Origin of the sequence: Halorubrum sp. ASP1 (assembly GCF_005435135.1) — an archaeon.
In the GTDB taxonomy this organism is placed as follows: Archaea; Halobacteriota; Halobacteria; order Halobacteriales; family Haloferacaceae; genus Halorubrum; species Halorubrum tropicale.
This window is the reverse complement of the sequence record NZ_SGUA01000005.1, coordinates 91,099-109,912: the sequence shown is the minus strand read 5'-3', so window position 1 is coordinate 109,912 and position 18,814 is coordinate 91,099. Positions and strand designations below refer to the sequence as shown.

Below are 18,814 nucleotides of genomic sequence, written 5' to 3'. Positions count from 1 at the left end.
CATCAGACCTGTTTTCACACTCCGGAACACCATCCGGAACTTGTCTAATCGCATTACGTCATCGGGTTCGGAACCATCCCTAACCATCCGGAACACCCTGTGGGACCCTCAAGAGGGAGTCCTGACCACCGCAGGGTATGGCCTCGAAGCCACCTGTCCACGGCAGTAGCGCACGCACGAAAGAGTTCGATGTCGACCTCGTCGCAGAGGGCATCGAGACCGGAACCGGCCCGTACAGCGCGAGCGTCGTCGTCAGCGTCGACGCGAACTCCACGCTCCGCATCGAGATTGAGGCGGCGAACGAACTGAACTGGGAGCTCGACGCGCGGATCGCCAGCGGCTCGCTGGAGATCGGCCGCGCGTTCAACGACGGCGATGGCGTCCCCGAAGATGTGATTCCTAACTGGGTCGAGCGCGTCGGCGAGGTGGTCGTCGACCGGATGGCGGAGGGGCGCGTGTGAGGTTACTCTCCGACTTCGAGAAATTCACGACCCTCGTCCGTCAGCCACCATGCTGGGTTCCTTCCAACCTTCTTGAAGTCAAGCAGTTCCTCGTCAGCAAGCGCGTAAAGCCGCTTCCGAGTACCCTGCTTAGAGAAATCGAGATACTCAGCTACCTCGTTCGTCGTCAAGAAGTGGTCCGGAGACTGCTCGAAGAACCGGAGAATCTCTTTGTCGCTCACAGTCTCCTTGCGACCTGCCATTACTCAGATTACGAGACTCCGGGGTTATATCATTTTGTGGATATTAGTTGTTCTGAACAAACTTGTTCAAAACAATTGGTTGCTTCAACACAACTAAGTGCCCACCCTTCAGAACGTGTAACCACGGAAGCACTCCCGCGGACCCGTCGCTGGTCGATGGGTCCCTTCGAAAACGTAAGCGGACCCCGCTGCTGGTACAGCGGGTCCGCGCGGGCTTCCGTGTCTAGGCCACGAAAGCCATGTCAGCAAACCCGTCCGGGACCCTTCAAACTCCCGGCACAGACCACGGCGGTATCGTTCTCACTGGCGACAGCGACGCTTGTCCGGGTTGCGGTCGCCCGCTCTCGGCGCACGGCTACTCGTTCGAGGGCTTTGGCGGTCGCACCACGCTGTCACCGTGCGGCCTCGACGTCAGCGGCGTTCCCCTTCGGGAGCTGCTCGACGCGATCGGCCGAGACACCTCGCAGTTCACAGACTCATGAGTTCCGACTCCACCACGCCGACGACCGACCCCGAGACGCACCGCATCCGCCACACCGACCTCACGATGTTCCAGATCGACATCCTCGCCGTCTGCGCGCGGCTGGAGCCCTCGCTGGACGAGGTGAAGGGCCTCGCGATCAAGGACGGCCTCGAAGACGTCATCGAGAAGCCGGTGAACCACGGCCGCCTCTACCCGAACCTCGACGAGCTCGCCGCGAAGGGGCTGATCGAGAAGGGGAAGATCGACGACCGGTCGAACTTCTACCGCGTCACCGAGGAGGGGTTCCGCGTCCTCGACGAGCGCCGCGACCACATCGCGCGAGCGATCGACGGAGGTGCGTGATGTCGGAGAACTCGCACGCCGGCACCGTCGCGGAGCAGCTGGCGATCGCCGAGGCCGACGGCGACGAGCCGACCGTCATCGAGGTGCCGATCACGCTCCACCGGAACGATCAGGGCCTCCATGCGTGGGTCGACGAGAGCGCTGTCGGCGACGAGGTCGCGAACGAGATCGACATCGAGGAGGTCGAGCGCCGGCTGTTCAACCGCTTCCCGGAGGTACTCCTCCGGAACGCGGAGGAAAACCTGACGCCGGAGTGGTGCCGGAAGCCGGACGAGGCACCGCGGGTCGCGGTCGCTGAGTACTACCCGGATGTCGAGCGACTCGGCGGCGTCACGGTGTCGATGGACCAGCGCGCGCAGTGGGCGATGATCCCGCGGGACGACGGAGGGGATGCGTGATGCCGGAAGTCGTCGAACGCGAGACGGAGCGGACGTTCGGGATCACCGACCACACGGTCCAGCAGGTCGCGGTCGAGACCGGAAGCTCGGTGCTGGCGACGTACGAGTGCGTCGACTGCGGCGCCAGCGCGAACTCGGTGCTGGTCTTCGATCAGTTGGACTGCGAGGCCGGCGAGTTCGACCGCCCCGAGGCGCTCGGTGAGCCGTCGCCGATGGACATGCGTGCCCATCGCGACGTCGAGGCGATCGTCGACGACCTGGAGCGCAACGAGAGCGTCGAGGAGGTGAAACTGAACACGGACGGCCGCGACCGAGTCAGTTCGCTTCGCGTTCGGCTCACGGGGACTATCCCCGGTACGAGAGACATCGGCTCGGTCCTCCGAGATCAGGATCTCGTGATCGCCGGTTCCGGTGTTTCGCCGGCGGGAGACCTCAGCGTTCAGCTGACCTGTCCGGAGGTGACTCGGTTTGCCGCGTGAGCTAGATGGCGAACTGGTCGACGATACAGTCGAGATCGAGGCCGTCGAGCTCCTCTTGGAGATTCGCTTCGGCCGTTTCGGCGTCGGCGTCGCTGCCGTACGCCCGCTGCTCGGAGAGGGAGTTTTCGAGGCGGTCGAGGTCGTCTTTACAGCCGGGACAGCAGATGACGACCGGCGCGTTCGCGAACCAGCCCAGGTCCCGCTCCTCTTCGAGGTACATCCGCCACTCCGGGTCGAGGTTCCACTCACTGGGTCGGCCGGGAATCTGCTCTCCGCAGCTGGCACAGGTGTCGGGGACGTCGTCGGTCATCGGTCTACCTCACGTATCTGCCATCACCCGCATCAGTCTTCGGGGGGTGTCGCGGCGTGAGCGACTCCGAGACCTCCGAAGACGAGTACAGCGATCCGTACTTCGAGCGCATCTCTGGAAAGAAGGCCGTCCAGTGGCAGTGTGGTGTCGCGGCGTACGGCCGGTTCGAGCCGGACGAACCGGAGTACTGCGACCACGAGCCGGAGACGATGGAACTCGATGAACCGGCCAAGGTCAGCCCCGACGGCGAGATCTCGCTCCCCGGCTTCCCGGGTGAGTGTCCGGAGTGTGGGAACCCGAAGGAGTTCGAGATCAACGGACTCGGGGTGATTCTCCGGTGAGCGGCCTCGACTGGCCCACCGGCTTCGAGCGGACAGCGGCCGCGGAGCGCGAGCGGAACCGGTGTTTCGAGGCGACGCTCGGGGCGACGACGAAAGAAATCGCGACCGAGATGGGCCGGATGGACGTCGACGAGTGGCGCGGCGAGATCGCGAACGCTCACACGAAGTCGAACGGGCTGCCGCTCCACAACGCGAACCCGGACGATCCCGGATTCGTACTGCGGTGGGTCGACGACGGCGAGCAGTTCGCCGTCGCATGCGACGACTCGCCGCGACTCCGCGACAACGTCCGGTACGTCCTCAAGTGGGTCCACGAGACGCGGATGCGGAGCCAGCGGCCCGTTCAGACCGGCGACTCGGAGTTCGCTGCGGCGCGGCTCCCGCCGGGCGATGACGACGAGGCGGTCGTTGGAACTGCTACGAGGCAACCGCCACACGAGGTCCTCGGTGTCGCACCGAACGCGCCCGAGAACGTGATCGAGTCAGCGGCTCGGGCCCGGAAGGCGGAGACCCATCCGGACAACGACGGCGACCGAGAGGAGTTCAAGCGCGTCGTGAACGCGAAGAAAGCGATGCTGGAGGACGGCCGATGACGGACATCGAGCGCCGCGCCGTCGACGCCGAGCGCCCACTTACGGGGGTAACGTACGGGCCTGCGGTCGACGACGACGGCTACGTTCTCACGCTGATCACGGCGGACGGCCCGCTCGAAGTCGAGTTCGACGAGGAGGCGATGTACCTTCTCTGGACCGAGGTCAAGGGCACGCCGTGGCCGGACCCGCCGACGTCGACCGAGCAGGACCTACTGTTGAAGCGGCTCGTCGAACTCGCGAACGGCGCCGACGAAGAGATGCTGAAAGGCGCGATCAGCGCGCTCGGAGGGAAGCGGTGAGAGACGACGAGTACGAGCCACCGGAGGGAGGCGACGAGCTGATCCCGATGGCGCCGCGGGAGGCGCTCGACATCTGGCTCGAACGCCAGGAGATGGACAAGGCCGAGTCGACGGTCCAGAGCTATCGCTACCGGGTCAAGCCGTTCGTCGAGTACCTCGAAGACGAGGAGGGTATCGAGAACCTGAACGACCTGAACGGCCGCCACTTGCTCCGGTTCGATTCGATGCGTCGGTCGGGCGGCGACATTCAGAAGAACACGCTGAACAACCAACTCGGGACGATCCGGCAGTTCCTCGAGTTCGGGATCAAGGCGAACGCGGTCAAACCCACGGTCGCCAGTCAGGTCGATATCCCGCACGTATCGAAGGACGAGCGGATCAACCGCGAGAAGCTCCCGACACAGCGGGCGAAGGACATCCTCGCGTTCCTCGACCGCTACGAGTACGCGAGCCGCGACCACGTCATCGCGTTCCTGCTGTGGGAGACCGGCGCCCGTGCGGGGTCGCTCCGAGCGCTCGACCTGGAGGACGTCTACCTCGAAGAGGACGACCTCGACCGGCTGCGGTACCAGGAAGATCTCGACGTCGGGGAGTCCGTCCTGGAAGACATCCTCGCGGGCGTCGAGCTCCCGTTCATCTACTTCCGACACCGGCCGGAGACCGGCACACCGCTGAAAAAGAAGGACAGCGGCGCGCGTCCGGTGAACATCTCGGAGGAACTCGGCGACGTGCTCGGAGCGTACATCCGAGTCCGCCGGGCGACGGGGACCGACGAACACGGACGGAAGCCGTTGCTCTCCTCGAAGAAGGCGCCGGGGCGGATCACCGTCTCTGGAATCCGGATTCGGTCGTACGAGATCACGCAGCCGTGTCAGGTCGGGAAGGAGTGCCCGCACGATCGCGACCCCGAGGAGTGCGAGGCCCGGGTTCCCGGTCAGAAGTCGCGTTGCCCGTCGGTTCGGTCGCCGCACAAGTGGCGGACGGGCTCGGTGACGTGGCATCGCGACCGGGGATGGCCGCCGGAGGAGATTGCGACCAAGATGGCGACCTCCGTGGAACTGGTGAACAGCGTCTACGATCAACCGGAGCAGCTGAAGCGGATGGCGATCCGCCGCGAGAACCTCGACAAACTGTACGAAAAATGATACACTCAAACGAAACGCTCGATTCGGATGAAGCGCAGCAAAAACCGTGTTTGTGTCCTCAGCGGTCCCATACGAAATTTTACACGAACTGTCCGAAACCGGCCAGATAGACCGGTATGACGATGGTTTGGTACGACAGTGACCGCCCGGTTCACCCGTCAGTTACGCCCGTCGAGGACGCGGGAGACGACGTTCGGAGTCGGGTCAGACACGCGAGCAGTCAGGCGACCGAGCGCGTCTACGACCACCTCGGTCGAGCGTAACACCCGCTCTCGTCAGGGATCCATCGCACGTGCGGCGTCGAGATCTGGTGCTCCCTCGAGGCCATCGTCAGCTGTCGGCCGTCACGTCGGTCAGGTACCACGCGATAAGCCGCGCCTGTGCCCGGCGGACAATCCCCGACGCGGTCGACTTGTCCACGCCGACCACGTCGGCGAGGTCCGCGAGGGTACACTCTCGCGGGACCTCGAAGTATCCCTCTCTGAGCCCGGCGGCGAGGAGTTCCTCCTGTCGCCGCGTGAGGAGTCGGTCCGACCGCTTCTTCTCCACCTTCGAGAGGAGTTCGTACTCGGTACCGCTCGATTCCAGCGCCTTCCGGAGCTGGTCGAACTCCTCGCGCGTACCGGTCAGGTCGAACTCGTAGAACCCGTTCCGAACTTCGATCGGAAACTCGGGCGGGAACCCTCCGGACTCGACGAAGGCGTAGAGGTCGACGTCGGTCGTCTCGTACGTCGCGAGGAGTCGGTCGTCGGTGCGTTCCAACACCTCGTACGCGTCGACCGCCCCGTGTTCGCGAAACGCTGCTGCGACCGACCCCGGGGTTCGAGTCAGCACCTCTCCGAGTTCCTTCGCGGTGGCGCCACTGCGGACGCCGGACAGCAGGCGAAAGGTCGCATCGGGGAACGCCTCCGACAGGTCGGCGATGTACAGGTCCGGCGGGAGGCGAATGCGGAATCGGGCGTCGATCATGCTGAGTACTGCCGCCTCGGACAGATACCAACACGTTGGGGTCATTCACACATGAATCGCCCGGCAACACTGTAGTATGAACTCCGAGTCGGCCGGGGCGGCCACGAGCGGACGGGCGACGCTGCGGACGATGGCACGGACGATCACCGGACCGATCGGAGAGCTGTGGCGCCGCGATCCGGTTTTGTCCGCCGTGGCCGCGATCAACGCCACCCTGTTCGGTGCCTTCGCCGTCGGCACCGTCTTGGACCCAATGGTCGTCAACGGGGAACCGGCGTGGCTCAAGCCAGCGAAGTTCGCCGGCTCGATCGCGCTCGTGTGCGCGACGCTCGGCTGGCTCGGTGTTCACCTCCCGGTCGACCCGGACTTTCGCCGCCGTGTCTCCCGGATCGTCGGCGTCGGTCTCCTCATCGAAATCGTCCTTATCGGCGGACAGGCCGCGCGCGGCGTCGGTTCTCACTTCAATCGGGCGACGGTCATCGACGGGGCGATCGGAGGCGTCATGGGCGTTACAATCGTCATCGTCACCGTCGCGATCGCCGCGCTGGCCGTCCGGGCACGCGGCGACGAGTTCGACGTCCACCCGGCGTTCGCCGCGGGCATCCTCCTCGGGGTCGGGTGGTTCGTCGTCGGCGCGTTCGAGGGGGCGGCGATGATCGCGATCCAGTCCCGGGTCGTCGAGACGACGGAGCCGACGGTCCCGGTCGTCGGCTGGCAGCTCGTCGGCGACTTCCGCCTGGCGCACTTCGTCGGCCTCCACGCCCTCCAGCTGTTGCCGCTGACCGGCTACCTCGCGGCAGTTGGACACCGTCGAGGCCTCGTCGACTATCCGCGACGCGTCGTATACCTCGTCGCTGCCGGATACGTCGCGGTCCTTCTCGTGACCGCCGCCCTCGGCGTCGCACCGGTCCTCATCTGACGAGGGATCTCACGAAGCGTGGGCGATAACGCTTACAGCAGCAGATATTGATACCTGAGTAGCAGCCACATCACCACGCGCCGAGAGGAACTGCGGCACATGGCGATTTCACGCCAATCGAGACTGAACGTCTCTCCGACGAGATTTCGCGCCCGCGTGTGCGCCAGCCTCCCCACCCCCGCGGGGGATGGAGTCGAAATCCCTGCCGACCGAGGCGACACAAGATCAGTTCTGATTAGGGCCAGAGGGACCGGAGAATCAGATACCAGTTCTCAGAAGCTCGCCAGCGTCTCGTCTCTCGTCTCACCGAGATACTGCCGGATCGCTCCCTCGTCCCAACCGACCGCCGCCAACACGCTCTCGACGGCGCGGACAGCGCCGTCCTCGTACCACGCGGCGTCGTATCGTGGTATCTCTTCGAACTCCAATCTGACCCGCGACGCACCTCGTGCGTCGGCATCAACGACCACGTACCGGACGGTCTGTCCCGGGGCGAGCCCCGCGCCCTCGATTTGCGCCCGCTTCAGGGCCGCGACGGTGAGCGTCTCCATCGAGTACTCGTCTGGGTCCTTCGACACGCGATTGTCGACGACGAGCGCGTCCGGGTCGACCGTCCCCTCTCGTAGGTCCCCGAGGCGCCGCCGGAGTACGTCGCACACCGCCTCCGGAGAGCGCGTCTCGTCGAACACGCGGAGCGCCTCGCTCTGGACCGCTTCGACCCATTCCGGCGTCGAGCGCTGTCGCCCCTCGATGCCTCGCGTCTTGACCGCGTCGCCGACTCCCGTCTCGGGGTAGTCCTCACCGCGGCGCTTGCCGAAGTACCGAGTGAGCGCTCCCGACTCGGAGTTCCGCATCGGACAGAACGCGACCCACTCGAACGCGCATTCGTACTCCAACTCGATGCCCGCCTCTTCGCTGATCTCGGCTGCGACTTCCTCCAAGGGGCGCTGCTCGCGACCGTCGGCCGGAGTCACCCAGATGGAGTCGACGATGCCGTGGACCACGCGCCAGCCGGCCGCCTCCAGTGCGGTCTTCGCATTGAGGAGGAGCTCGCGAGCGTAGGCGTTGATCGCCTCGTGGCACTCGATGCGCCCGAACTTGGCGTTCGAGAAGCCCTGATACCCGAAGCAGGACACGAGGATCCACTTGATCGCGGAGGAGGCGGCCTCCAATCGCTCCCGTTCGTCGCCGGCGGCGTCGGGAATCCGTTCCTTGATCTCGCTCCGGGCGTCGATCAGCGGGCCGAGCACCTCCGGCAGGTAGCCGTCCCGGTCGCAAACGGAGTAGCCGAGCCCCGGCACGTCGTCGGTGTCACAACACCCGCAGCGGACGGTCTCGGGCGAGATGTTCCGGGTCCTGATGATGTTGGGATACAGGGATGCGAAGTCGAGTTCGTGAACGTCCTCGTGGACGCCGACGTCGGGGGCGAACGTCGTGCCGCCGCGGTCGGCGTCGTCGAGCGTCGACGCCCGCTTGAACAGTTCCGGACGCCACGCGCGCCACGGCACGAGCACGCCTCGGTCCCTCGCTTCGCGGATCTGCATCGCCGTCAGCACTCGCCCTATCGACGCCCACCCGAGTTCCTGTAACGGGAGCCCGGAGCGCTCGACGAGGTCGAGACAGCCTTCCAGCCCGGACTCATGGTAGAAGAACGAGTTGGACTCGTCGATGATGGCGCGTCCGGGGACCGAGTACCGAGCCGGCGAGTGCCCCACGTTGCCGTACGAGGCGTACGTCGACTCGCCGGCGAGCTTCGTGTAGCCGTCCCGCCGACCGAGTTCGAGATCGACGCCGTAGGCGTCGGCCGCCTCGAACAGCAGGGGCACGAGGTCCGCCGTCGAGACGACCAGGACGTCGGGATCGCGTTCGTCGAGCGCCGCTTGAACGCCGGCGACGGTCTCGGCGGGCGACGACCAGACTCGGTCACCGTCGACGGCGAGCTGCGGCAGCGACTCGATGCCCGACTCGTGCCGGGGTAAATCGAGGTGGAGCGTCCGCAGGTCGCGCACCGAGCGGTCCGGAGCGGCGGGCGTGTCTGTTTCGAGGCAGAAGCGGAGCTGGCGGGTAAAATCGACGTTGTAGCAGGTGTAGGCGTCGGGCTGTCCGAACTGCTCGGTTCGGCTCGCGACCCTTCTGACCGCGTCGATCGAGGCGGCGTCGACGCGGAGCAGCGGCCGGGCGTCGGTCCGGAACGTCTGCCGGTGGGCCTCGACGCCGAGTCGCTCGACCGCGTCCTGTCCGTCGAGGAAGGACCAGAGGTCGCGGAGCGCGTCCGAGAGCCCGTCGCGGGACGGCGGCGTCGGATTTGGGCCGCCCGATCGACCGTAGAGATCGCCCGCTGAGTCACCGACGAAGAGCGTCGGGTGGTGGTCCTCGTGGACCTCGCGAGCGGCGCCGTCCGGGGTGAGCGTCCATCGGGCGACGCGGCCGTCACCGAGGTACTCCAGCGTGAGCGTCACGGGCTACGCCTCGGTGAGCGACTCGACTTCGTCTTCCAGTTCGGCGATCCGGCGCTCCTGTTCGAGCGCGATCGCCATCCACACCGGCGCCAGCGGGTCGGCGGGGTTGAGGTTCCCCGCCGCGTCGGCGTGGTCGCGAGCGTACGCGAACAGCCGGTCGAATCGGGGCTTGTCCTGCCGGCGGAGGACGCGTCGGAACGAGCGCCAGTCGTCTTCGATCGCGCTCAACTGATCCCGGTACGTCGGGTTCGTCCGACCCATTACCGGACGCTCGGCGCGGCCGCGGCGCGGTCGACGGTCGCTCCCTCGTACATCCGGGCGCGGTGTTCGAGGACCTCCTGCCAGTACGCGAGCGTCGTCTGGAGCCAGCCGTCGTCGGTGTGGTAGACGAGCGTCTCCGTGTCGCCGTTAGCGTCCTCGAAGCGCGGGCCGAACGGCGTCTGCCGGCAGGTGAGATGCGTCGCCGCGGCGCGGCGCACCGGCGTCGAGAACTCGTCGTCGCGGCACCGCGTCACGAGGACCGGCACGTCGTGGACGCGAGCGACGCGGGCGACCGACGCGATCGCGCGGACGAACAGCCGCTCGGCGGTGTCGGCGTCGACGTCGGCGGCGCGGTACATGCCGTCGAGGCCGGTCGCGACGACGACCGAGGGCGACTCGCGGGCGGCGAGCCGCCCGCCCAATCGGTCGAGCAGCGAGGTGTGCTGGTGGGCGGTGAACCCGCGGGCGACCTCGATGCGGTCGAGGACGCGGTCGGCCGGGGCGAGCTCGCGGAGGCGCGTCGTGTTGGCCCTGTTCGCGCCGTCGACCCAGAACGCGGGGCCGTCGGCGCCGAGGACGCGGTCGAGCAGGAGCGCCTGGACGGGCGTGACGCCGAGTTCGTCGTCGACGTCGACGAGCGTGACGCCGGGCGCGAGCTCCGGGAGGTCGGCGGTCGGTCGTCGGGAACGAGTGGACATGGTAGGGCCGACGGGGAATTACCTAAAAGGGGTGAGCCATGGACGGGCGGTGAAAGTGGAAGTGGTGACGAGGGTTGGACCCGTCGAACGACGGGGGACGCACACGAGACGGATCTCGGGGTTGTGACGAGACAAAGTACCTGGCGGCGTTCCGGATCGCGGACCCGCGGAATGGGAGGCGGGCCTGCTCGAGTACTCCGCACCGATTACCGCTCACCCAGGAGTCAGTTTGCTCTGGAGGTCGGCGATCCCGCCCGCTCCGCAACCACTAAACGCGGCTCGCTCCTTGCTCCGGTAATGGCCGACTGGACGGAGAAGTACCGCCCGAGCACGCTCTCGGAGGTGCGCGGCAACGACAAGGCCCGCGACGCGTTCGCGGAGTGGGCCCGGTCGTGGGACGACCACCGCGAGGCGGTCGTCCTCCACGGGAGCCCGGGCGTCGGGAAGACGAGCGCGGCCCACGCGCTCGCGAACGACATGGGGTGGGAGACCGTGGAGCTCAACGCCTCCGACCAGCGCACCGCCGACGTCATCGAGCGGTTCGCGGGGCGCGCGGCGCGCAACGCCACCCTCGGCGGGAGCGCGGCCGGGGGCGGCGCGGCCGGCGGCGACACCGCCTCGCGCCAGCTCGTCGTCCTCGACGAGGCCGACAACATCCACGGCAACTACGACCGCGGCGGCGCCTCGGCGATCACGAAGCTGGTCAAGGAGTCTGGCCAGCCGATCGTGCTCATCGCCAACGACTACTACGACATGTCGCGCGGGCTCCGGAACGCGACCCAGGAGATCGAGTTCCGCGACGTCTCCGCGCGCTCCATCGTCCCCGTCCTGCGCGACGTCTGTCGCAAGGAGGGGATCGAGTTCGAGTCCGACGCCCTCCAGCGAATCGCGGAGGGGAACCGCGGCGACCTCCGCGGCGCAATAAACGACCTCCAGGCCGCGACGCAGGGACGCGACTCGGTCACGGTCGAGGACGTGGTCACCGGCGACCGGGACAAGGCGCTGGGCCTCTTCCCGTTCCTCGACGCGGTCCTCAAGGAGGAGTCCGCGGAGGAGGCGCTCCAGTCCGCGTACGCCGTCGACGAGACGCCGGACGACATCTCGCGCTGGATCGAGAACAACGTCCTCGACGTGTACGAGCCCGCGGAGGCGGTCCGCGCGTACGACTTCCTCGCGAACGCGGACGTGTGGCTCGGCCGCGTGCGCGCCACGCAGAACTACTCCTACTGGCGGTACGCGACCGACAACGCGGCCGCGGGCGTGGCGGCCGCCCGCGACGGCGAGAAGGGCGGGTGGACGCGGTACGGCCGCCCGCAGTTCTGGTCGTCGTCGGACGCGACCGCGGACGAGGTCGTCGGCAAGATCGCGGCCGCGAGCGGGTGTAGCGTCGCGACGGCTCGCCGCGAGGTGCTGCCGTTCCTCGAGGCCGTCACCCACCACTGTAAGCCCCGCGAGCTGACCGTCGCGATGGCGGCCGCCTACGACCTCGACGAGGCGGGCGTCGCCTTCGTCACCGGCTCCGGCGAGTCGACGAACAAGGTGGCGTCGATCGTCGAGGACGCGCAGGCCCGCCGCGAGGAGCTGATCGAGGAACACGCCGACGGCGCCTTCGCGGTCGACGGCGCCCGCCGCGGCGACGAGGGCGACGCGGCCGCGGACCGCGACGGCGACGGTTCCGGATCGACTGACCCCGAGAGCGACCCGGCCGACTCGGGGGAGGAGCCGGCGGACGACGAGTCTCCGAACGAGAGCGACGACGATCAGGCGGGACTGACCGACTTCATGTGACCCGGCGGCGGTCGCTCACAGGCTCCCGCCGCCGAGCCGGGGCGAGTTCGGATCCGCGTCGCTTCCGCTCGGCGTCGGGGAGTCGACCGCGTCCGCGCAGCGGAACTCGAACCGCGCGCCGCCCTCGCGGCTCTCGGTCACCGAGACGGTCCAGTCGTGCGCCGCCGCGATCCGCTCGACGATGGCCAGTCCGAAGCCGGTGCCGTCGGGGGCGGTCGTGTGGCCCGGCTCGAAGACGGCGTCCCGCTGGTCGGGGTCGATCCCCGGGCCGTCGTCCGCGACGTAGAATCCCCCGTCCGTCCGTCCGACGCGGACGCGGACCGCGGCGGCGTCGGGGTCGCTCGGGTCGGCGTCCGCCGATCCCGAACCCGTCGCGAACGTGTCCGGCGTGACTCCCCCGGCTGAGCCCGCTCCGTCGTTCCCGTGGGCGGGGGCGCTCGCGCCGGCTCTGTCGGGGGCGCCGTGTTCGATCGCGTTCCGGAAGAGGTTCTCGAGGCACTGCCGGAGCCGCTCCGAGTCGCCCGTCACGGTCGGGAGCGGTCCGTCCACGACGAGCGCGGCGTCGGCCGGCTCGCCGACGGTCCGCCACGCGCGGTCCACGACCGACCGCAGGTCGGTCGGCTCGGCGGTCCGGACCGTCTTCCCCTCCTTGGCCAGCGTCAGGAGGTCCGAGATGAGGTCGTCCATGCGGTCGAGCGCGTCGAGGGCGCGGTCCAGCCGCTCGTTCGACGCGTCCCCGTCGAGCTCGGCGGCCAGTTCGACGTTCCCGAACGCGACGGAGAGCGGGTTCCGGAGGTCGTGCGAGACGACGCTCGCGAACTCGTCGAGCCGCTCGCGCTGGCGTTCCAGCCGCTTCCGCCGCTCGACGCGCTCGTCCGCGGGGAACAGGTACCCGACCACGTCGCCGCCCTCCGTCGCCCGGCCGCGCTCGTGGACCCACTGCGGCTCGCCGCCGGAGACGACGCGGTACACCACGTCGACCGGGGCGGCGTCGAGCGCCTCGCGGAGCCGCTCGCGGTCCTCGTCGACCACGCAGTCGAGCCAGCCGCCCTCCGCGCGCTCCGGGACCTCGATCCGAGACTCCCCGGACGCCTCGATCACGAACCGCGCCGGATCCCCCGCAGGCCGGCGGTAGGCGATTCCGGGGCGTCGTTCCATCGCTGCGGACACGTGTCAACGAGGCTACTCGGTCAGTATAAACCTTACTCGCCTATCACTTGTCATACGCTGAGATCAAGTCTGAAAAGTGCGAAAATAACAGGACAGGCCCCCGCGACGCCGAGAGAGCTTTGTCGCGGCCCCCGGTGGATCGCCGTATGCGCGCAGCGATCCTGCGAGAGTACGGCGAGCCGCTCGCGGTCCGCGACCTCCCCGAGCCCGACCCCGGCCCGGACGGCGCCGTCGTCAGCGTCGACGCCTGCGGCGTCTGCCGCAGCGACTGGCACGCCTGGGCCGGCCACGGCGAGTGGGCGGCCGACCGCGTCGCGCGCGGCCAGGTCCTCGGCCACGAGCCGGCCGGCGAGGTGGTCGCCGTCGGCGGGGAGGTCGATCGGTTCGAACCTGGCGACCGCGTGGTCGTCCCCTTCTCGCTCGGCGACGGCACCTGCCCGCACTGCCGCCGCGGGGCCGGCAACGTCTGCGAGGACGGCCGGGCGCTGGGGTTCGAGGCCGCCGCGCCGGGCGCGTTCGCGGAGCGCGTGGCGGTTCCGGCGGCTGACTACAACCTCGTCGAGCGCCCCGAGTGGCTCGACGCGACCGCGGCCGCTGCGCTCGGCTGCCGCTACATGACCGCGTACCACGCCCTCGCCGAGCGGGCGACCGTCGGCGGGGGCGACGCCGTCGCGGTCCACGGCTGCGGGGGCGTCGGGCTCTCCGCGGTCCAGATCGCCGCCGCGCTGGGCGCCCGCGTGATCGCGGTCGACCTCGACCCCGACGCCCTCGCGCTCGCGGCCGAGTTCGGCGCGGCTGAGACCGTGAACGCGGGGTCGCTCCCGGGAGACGAGTCCGTCCCCGAGCGGGTCCGCGCCCTCACCGACGGCGGCGCCGACGCCTCGCTCGACGCCTTGGGGATCGCGGAGACCTGTCGGAACTCCGTCCGGTCGCTGCGCCCGCGCGGCACGCACGTCCAGGTCGGGCTCACCACGGACGCGGAGCGGGGCGAGGTGTCGCTGCCGACCGACTGGATGACGCGCTGGGAGGTCTCCTTCCTCGGCTCCCGCGGGATGCCCCCGACGAGCTACGACGACCTGTTCGCGCTGATCGAGGCGACCGGGATCGACCCCGGCGCGCTGGTCGCCCGGGAGCTGTCGCTGTCGGAGGTGTCGGGCCGGCTCGCCGCCATGGAGGAGTACGACGTGCGGGGCGTCGAGGTTGTCACCGACTTCGAGGGGTGAGCGTCACCGCTCGCGGTCCGCCCCGAGCCCGGGGATCGCGACGCGCTCGTCGACGCGCTCCATGACCTTCGACGCCGTCAATACGAGCGCGAGGTACATCGCGCCGAGCACGAGGAAGACGGTGGTGTACCGGAAGGTGTCGCTCGCGACCTGGTTGGCCAGGTAGTACAGCTCCGGGACTGTGATGAAGCCCGCCAGCGACGAGTACTTGATCAGGTAGACGAACTCGTTCGTCCACGAGGGGATCGCGTAGCGGAGCGCCTGCGGGAGGACCACGTGGTATATCGACTCCAGCTTCGAGAGCCCGATCGCCCGCCCCGCGGTGATCTGGCCGTCGTCGACGCTCTCGACCGCGCCGCGGATGTACTCGGCCTGGTAGGCCGCCCCGTTGAGCGTGAACCCGAGGATCGCCACCCAGACCACCTCGCGCGGGAAGACGCCGGACAGCACCGCCGGGACCGACGCCGCCAGGTTCAGCCCGTAGTAGAGCACGAACAGCTGCGCGAGGAGCGGCGTGCCGCGCAACAGCTCGGTGTAGCCCAAGGAGAGCCACGCGGAGAACCGACCGTACACCCGCGCGACGGCCAGCGGCACGGCGATGAAGAAGCCGCAGACGAGGCTCACGCCGGTGATGACCACGGTGAGCCACGTCCCCTGCGCGAGGACCGGCGTGAGCTCGACCACGAACGCGGCGTCGGCCGCCACCCCGGCGAGCCCCGGCACGCCGGCGAGCGCGGCCTCGACGGCGTCCGGTGCGACGAGCGGCTCGCCGACCGGGGCGATCGCGCCGCCGAGCCACCGGTTGCCCCAGCTGACGACGAGCCAGCCCCAGAACAGCGCGCCGGCGGCGACCAGCAGTAGCCGGCCGGCGGACTCGTCCGCGTCGGCCACGCGCTCGCCGACCGTCCGCGGTCGCGTCGCCCCCGCCATCACTCGTGGCTCGCGATGCGGTCGAGGAACCGGGCGGTCCGGTCCCGCTCGGGTCGTTCGAACAGCTGTTCGGGCGGCCCGCGCTCGACGACCCGGCCGTCGTCCAGGAACACGACCTCGTCGGCGACGGCCCGCGCGAAGCTCATCTCGTGGGTGACGACGAGCATCGTCATCCCGTCGTCGACCAGCCCGCGCATCACTTCCAGCACCTCGCCGATGAGCTCCGGGTCGAGCGCGCTCGTCGGCTCGTCGAACAGCATGAGCTTCGGCTCCATCGCCAGCGCGCGGGCGATCCCGACGCGCTGCTGTTGCCCGCCCGACAGCTCCGCGGGGTACGAGTCCAGCTGGGCGGCCAGCCCGACGCGCTCCAGCTGGTCCGCCGCGCGGTCCCGGGCCGCGTCCTCGGAGAGCCCGAGCACGCGCCGGGGGCCGAGCGCGACGTTGCCGACCGCGGTGAGGTGCGCGAACAGGTTGAAGCTCTGGAACACCATCCCCACCTCGCGCCGGAGCTCGTCGACGTCGGTGTCGGGCGAGAGCACCTCCTCGCCGTCGAGCGTGATCGACCCCTCTTGGGCCTCCGCGAGCCGGTTGACGCAGCGGAGCATCGTCGACTTCCCGGAGCCGGACGGCCCGATCAGGACGGTCACGTCGCCGCGGTCCATCCCGAAGGAGACCTCGTCGAGCACCTGCTCGTCGCCGTACCACTTCGAGACCTCGCTCACGCGGAGGAAGCCGTCGTCAGTCACGCCGACTCACCCTCCGGGATCGCGTAGCGGGTGCCGAGGTAATCGAGCGCGCGGTTCGTCGTGAACGTGAGGACGAAGTAGATGGCACTGATGAACAGGATGACTTCGAGGACCGCGGTCGTCTGCTCCGTGAACAGGTCGTAGCCGCGGGTCAGAAGCTCCGCGAGGCCGATCGCGAAGACGATGCTCGTGTCCTTCAACACGATGGTGAACTCGTTTTGGAACCCCGGGATCGACCGGCGGAGCGCCTGCGGAACGACGACGTAGCGGATCGCCTCGAACCGGGAGAGACCGACGGCCCGGCCCGCCTCCAGTTGCCCGTCGTCGACGCTCGACAGGGACGCGCGGAAGATCTGCGACTGGTACGCCGCGCTCCGCAGTCCGAGCCCCAAGATCCCGGCCGAGATCGCCGGCGAGATCGATCCGACGCCGAGGTTCACCTGCGGGACGCCGAGGACGAAGTACATGACGAGGAGGATGACCACGATGGGGGTCCCGCGGAGGACGACGCCGGCCGTCTCCACGAGGCGCTTCGAGAGCCCGTCCCCGTACACCTCCACCGCGCCGGCCGGGAAGCCGACGAGGAAGCCGAGCAGGATCGACGCGACGGTGAGCCCGACGGTCAACAGGAGCCCGCCGCCGAGGTAGTCGGCGTTCCGGACGACGAACCACCAGTCCGCGGGGTCGCCGACGAGCCACCAGTCGATCGACTCGACGGCCGACAGGAGGGCGCCGCTCGCCGTCGGGTCCGGGGCCCCGAGGCTGGCGAGGCTGGTGGCCGCGGCGAGCGCGAGCGACCCCGAGACCGACATCCTACTCCTGCCCGAACCAGGTGTTGGTGATCTCCTGGTACGTGCCGTCGTCGCGGACGGTCTGGAGGCCGTCGTTGAGCGCGGACTGGAGCTCCGACTCGTTCTGCCGGATGCCGAAGCCGAACTGCTCGCCGGTCTCCTCGACGAACGCGATCGTCACGTCGCGGTTCGCGGCGAAGGTCTCGGCGACGGGGTTGTCGACGACGACAGCGTCGATGTTGCCGTTCGCGAGGTCCTCGACGGCGAGGACGTAGCTGCCGTACGTCGAGAAGTTGTCCGACGAGATGATCCCCTCGTCGACGAGGTTCGTCTCCACCTGGTTCGCGCCGGTGGTGCCGGACTGCGCGCCGACCCGGGTGCCCTCGAAGTCGCTCCACCCGGACGGCTGGAAGTCGCCCCCCTCGCGCACGAGGATCGCCTGGTCGGACTCCCAGTAGGGGTCAGAGAAGGCGATCGTCTGCCGGCGCTCCTCGTTTATCGTCATCGCGGCGGCGATGACGTCGATCTCCTCGTTCTGCGTGAGCGCCGGGATGAGCCCCTCGAACTCGAAGGTCGCCCACTCGCCGATCTCGTAGTCGGTCTCGGCGACGACCGCTTCGAGCAGGTCGACGTCGAACCCGACCAGTTCGCCGTCCTGCCGCATCTCGAACGGCGGGAACCCGGGCGCGGTTCCGGGGGTGATCGTCGTGGCGCTCCCGCTGTCGCCGAGGCAGCCGGCGACGCCGGTCAGTCCGACGGCGGCCGATCCGCCGGTCAGCTTCAGGTACGTCCGACGGCTCACGTCGGAATCGGCGTGGTGTGTCATACCTGTGCGAGTGCGGCGATTGGTTTTAACCTTTCCTCCCTCGGACGGTGGTTTCCACGTATCGACGGGGAGACCGGGCTCGGACGGACGGATCTGGCAAAAACTGCGCCGCTCAGTCCCCGCCGATCGGCGCGGCGCCGTCGCGCATCTCGTCGGCCCCGCGGAGGGTCCACGCCGCGCCCGCGGCGAGCGCGATCGCGACGCCCAGCGCGACGAGGTTGACCTGCTGCCAGACGGCGGTGTACAGGACCAGGTCGCGGCCGAGCAGCAGCGTGCCCACGAGCGCGCCCATCGAGCCAACGGCGAGCGCGCGGACGGTGCCGGCGGTGCCGGCGTCGAGCCCGTCGTACCCGACGCGGACGGCCTCCGTGGCGTACGCGACCGTCGCGACGAGCCCGAGGTGACCGGCGAGGCCCGTGATGTAGAACGCCGCCTGCGCGGGCGGCGCGTAGGTGAGGAACGGCACCGCGCGCGAGAAGGCCGCGCTGACCATCTTCACGCTGCTCGGACTGGCGACCATCTGGGGCGGCGGGCGTCGACACCGTGTACCCGCCGGGCACGAGCCCGCTGAGGGTGACGGTGATCGCGCCGACGGTGATCTGGAGCGGGAGGATCGCGACCGCGAGCGTCGCCGCCAGCTTGGTCCGGCGCTCAAACCCCGAGCCGAGCCACGTCCACCCGGCGACCCCGATGATGAGGAAGCCGGTCACCATCGCCCACGCGCGGTGGAACCACTCGATGAAGTCGGGGTTGATCGTCAGCGCGGGGATGAGCTGGTCGGAACACAGCGGCCACTGGGCCTGGCACGCCAGCCCGGATCCCGTCGCCGCGGTGTAGACGCCGAGCGAGAAGAGGACGAGCGTCATCCCCGTCGTCGCCGCCGCGTATCGCCTGAACGTTAGCCACGCGGGCCGAAGACTCATTGGCTGGATTCGGGCGC

22 protein-coding genes and 1 pseudogene are annotated in these 18,814 nt (G+C 68.8%); 11 read left to right on the top strand and 12 right to left on the bottom strand.

Going from position 1 to position 18,814, the window contains the following annotated elements:
- Positions 1-137: 137 nt before the first annotated feature.
- A complete protein-coding gene (locus EXE48_RS09160; protein ID WP_137711274.1) occupies positions 138-461 on the top strand; it encodes a hypothetical protein in 324 nt (107 codons plus the stop codon).
- Between the two features lie 2 nt (positions 462-463).
- On the opposite strand, the gene EXE48_RS09155 is transcribed toward EXE48_RS09160, so the two are convergent.
- Positions 464-703 carry a hypothetical protein gene (locus EXE48_RS09155; protein WP_137711273.1) on the bottom strand — a complete coding sequence of 80 codons (240 nt, stop codon included), beginning with the start codon at positions 701-703 and terminating at the stop codon, positions 464-466.
- Positions 704-1,181: 478 nt separating this feature from the next.
- Between EXE48_RS09155 and EXE48_RS09145 the strand changes: the two genes are divergently transcribed.
- From EXE48_RS09145 to EXE48_RS09135, 3 genes are read left to right on the top strand one after another with little or no spacing between them, the layout of a single operon-like run.
- On the top strand, positions 1,182-1,529 hold the full coding sequence (locus EXE48_RS09145; RefSeq protein WP_137711271.1) for a PadR family transcriptional regulator: 348 nt from the start codon (positions 1,182-1,184) through the stop codon (positions 1,527-1,529).
- The gene (locus EXE48_RS09140) at positions 1,529-1,927 is read left to right on the top strand and encodes a hypothetical protein (RefSeq protein WP_137711270.1); all 399 of its coding nucleotides are present in this window, start codon (positions 1,529-1,531) and stop codon (positions 1,925-1,927) included. The genes EXE48_RS09145 and EXE48_RS09140 overlap by 1 nt, the downstream gene beginning before the upstream one ends.
- Positions 1,927-2,406: a hypothetical protein gene (locus EXE48_RS09135; protein WP_137711269.1), complete on the top strand. Its 480-nt coding sequence runs from the start codon at positions 1,927-1,929 to the stop codon at positions 2,404-2,406. Before EXE48_RS09140 ends, EXE48_RS09135 begins: the two co-directional genes overlap by 1 nt.
- Position 2,407: 1 nt before the next feature.
- Here EXE48_RS09135 and EXE48_RS09130 read toward each other — a convergent pair whose 3' ends face one another.
- The gene (locus tag EXE48_RS09130) at positions 2,408-2,716 is read right to left on the bottom strand and encodes a hypothetical protein (RefSeq protein WP_137711268.1); all 309 of its coding nucleotides are present in this window, start codon (positions 2,714-2,716) and stop codon (positions 2,408-2,410) included.
- 56 nt (positions 2,717-2,772) lie between these two features.
- Between EXE48_RS09130 and EXE48_RS09125 the strand changes: the two genes are divergently transcribed.
- Genes EXE48_RS09125 through EXE48_RS09110 form a run of 4 tightly spaced genes read left to right on the top strand, consistent with a single transcriptional unit; the run spans position 2,773 to position 5,094 of the window.
- Positions 2,773-3,057 carry a hypothetical protein gene (locus tag EXE48_RS09125; protein WP_137711267.1) on the top strand — a complete coding sequence of 95 codons (285 nt, stop codon included), beginning with the start codon at positions 2,773-2,775 and terminating at the stop codon, positions 3,055-3,057.
- Positions 3,054-3,650: a J domain-containing protein gene (locus EXE48_RS09120; protein WP_137711266.1), complete on the top strand. Its 597-nt coding sequence runs from the start codon at positions 3,054-3,056 to the stop codon at positions 3,648-3,650. Before EXE48_RS09125 ends, EXE48_RS09120 begins: the two co-directional genes overlap by 4 nt.
- Positions 3,647-3,949, top strand: a complete 303-nt coding sequence (locus EXE48_RS09115; protein WP_137711265.1) for a hypothetical protein — start codon at positions 3,647-3,649, stop codon at positions 3,947-3,949. Before EXE48_RS09120 ends, EXE48_RS09115 begins: the two co-directional genes overlap by 4 nt.
- Positions 3,946-5,094 carry a tyrosine-type recombinase/integrase gene (locus tag EXE48_RS09110; RefSeq protein ID WP_137711264.1) on the top strand — a complete coding sequence of 383 codons (1,149 nt, stop codon included), beginning with the start codon at positions 3,946-3,948 and terminating at the stop codon, positions 5,092-5,094. The genes EXE48_RS09115 and EXE48_RS09110 overlap by 4 nt, the downstream gene beginning before the upstream one ends.
- A gap of 330 nt (positions 5,095-5,424) precedes the next feature.
- Here EXE48_RS09110 and EXE48_RS09105 read toward each other — a convergent pair whose 3' ends face one another.
- Positions 5,425-6,063, bottom strand: coding sequence for a helix-turn-helix domain-containing protein (locus EXE48_RS09105; protein ID WP_121599679.1), 639 nt, complete (start codon positions 6,061-6,063; stop codon positions 5,425-5,427).
- Positions 6,064-6,139: 76 nt separating this feature from the next.
- On the opposite strand from EXE48_RS09105, the gene EXE48_RS09100 reads away from it, so the two are divergent.
- A complete protein-coding gene (locus tag EXE48_RS09100; protein WP_241991974.1) occupies positions 6,140-6,982 on the top strand; it encodes a hypothetical protein in 843 nt (280 codons plus the stop codon).
- 272 nt (positions 6,983-7,254) lie between these two features.
- Here EXE48_RS09100 and EXE48_RS09095 read toward each other — a convergent pair whose 3' ends face one another.
- The 3 genes from EXE48_RS09095 to EXE48_RS09085 are packed head-to-tail and all read right to left on the bottom strand — an operon-like array spanning position 7,255 to position 10,400.
- Positions 7,255-9,441, bottom strand: coding sequence for a type B DNA-directed DNA polymerase (locus EXE48_RS09095; protein WP_137704469.1), 2,187 nt, complete (start codon positions 9,439-9,441; stop codon positions 7,255-7,257).
- 3 nt (positions 9,442-9,444) lie between these two features.
- Entirely contained in the window at positions 9,445-9,702 is a 258-nt protein-coding gene (locus EXE48_RS09090) for a DUF8156 family protein (protein WP_053772784.1), read from the bottom strand.
- Entirely contained in the window at positions 9,702-10,400 is a 699-nt protein-coding gene (locus tag EXE48_RS09085; RefSeq protein WP_053772783.1) for a P-loop NTPase family protein, read from the bottom strand. Before EXE48_RS09085 ends, EXE48_RS09090 begins: the two co-directional genes overlap by 1 nt.
- A 297-nt stretch (positions 10,401-10,697) precedes the next feature.
- Here EXE48_RS09085 and EXE48_RS09080 point away from each other — a divergent pair, with 297 nt between their 5' ends.
- On the top strand, positions 10,698-12,188 hold the full coding sequence (locus tag EXE48_RS09080) for a replication factor C large subunit (protein WP_137704468.1): 1,491 nt from the start codon (positions 10,698-10,700) through the stop codon (positions 12,186-12,188).
- 15 nt (positions 12,189-12,203) lie between these two features.
- On the opposite strand, the gene EXE48_RS09075 is transcribed toward EXE48_RS09080, so the two are convergent.
- A complete protein-coding gene (locus EXE48_RS09075; protein WP_199236370.1) occupies positions 12,204-13,346 on the bottom strand; it encodes a sensor histidine kinase in 1,143 nt (380 codons plus the stop codon).
- Positions 13,347-13,504: 158 nt separating this feature from the next.
- Here EXE48_RS09075 and EXE48_RS09070 point away from each other — a divergent pair, with 158 nt between their 5' ends.
- Positions 13,505-14,581: a zinc-dependent alcohol dehydrogenase family protein gene (locus EXE48_RS09070; RefSeq protein ID WP_053772780.1), complete on the top strand. Its 1,077-nt coding sequence runs from the start codon at positions 13,505-13,507 to the stop codon at positions 14,579-14,581.
- A 3-nt stretch (positions 14,582-14,584) separates the two neighbouring features.
- Here the strand turns inward: EXE48_RS09070 and EXE48_RS09065 are convergent, their stop codons facing one another.
- The 5 genes and pseudogenes from EXE48_RS09065 to EXE48_RS19310 all read right to left on the bottom strand — a co-directional run bounded on the left by EXE48_RS09065 (position 14,585) and on the right by EXE48_RS19310 (position 18,740).
- On the bottom strand, positions 14,585-15,511 hold the full coding sequence (locus tag EXE48_RS09065) for an amino acid ABC transporter permease (RefSeq protein ID WP_053772779.1): 927 nt from the start codon (positions 15,509-15,511) through the stop codon (positions 14,585-14,587).
- Positions 15,511-16,257: an amino acid ABC transporter ATP-binding protein gene (locus EXE48_RS09060; RefSeq protein ID WP_137704464.1), complete on the bottom strand. Its 747-nt coding sequence runs from the start codon at positions 16,255-16,257 to the stop codon at positions 15,511-15,513. The genes EXE48_RS09065 and EXE48_RS09060 overlap by 1 nt, the downstream gene beginning before the upstream one ends.
- On the bottom strand, positions 16,254-17,069 hold the full coding sequence (locus EXE48_RS09055; protein ID WP_137711262.1) for an amino acid ABC transporter permease: 816 nt from the start codon (positions 17,067-17,069) through the stop codon (positions 16,254-16,256). The genes EXE48_RS09060 and EXE48_RS09055 overlap by 4 nt, the downstream gene beginning before the upstream one ends.
- A 1-nt stretch (position 17,070) precedes the next feature.
- Complete coding sequence (locus tag EXE48_RS09050; RefSeq protein ID WP_053772776.1) at positions 17,071-17,874, bottom strand: basic amino acid ABC transporter substrate-binding protein; 804 nt, start codon at positions 17,872-17,874, stop codon at positions 17,071-17,073.
- A gap of 112 nt (positions 17,875-17,986) precedes the next feature.
- A pseudogene (locus tag EXE48_RS19310) lies at positions 17,987-18,740 on the bottom strand (COX15/CtaA family protein).
- Between the last annotated feature and the right edge of the window lie 74 nt (positions 18,741-18,814).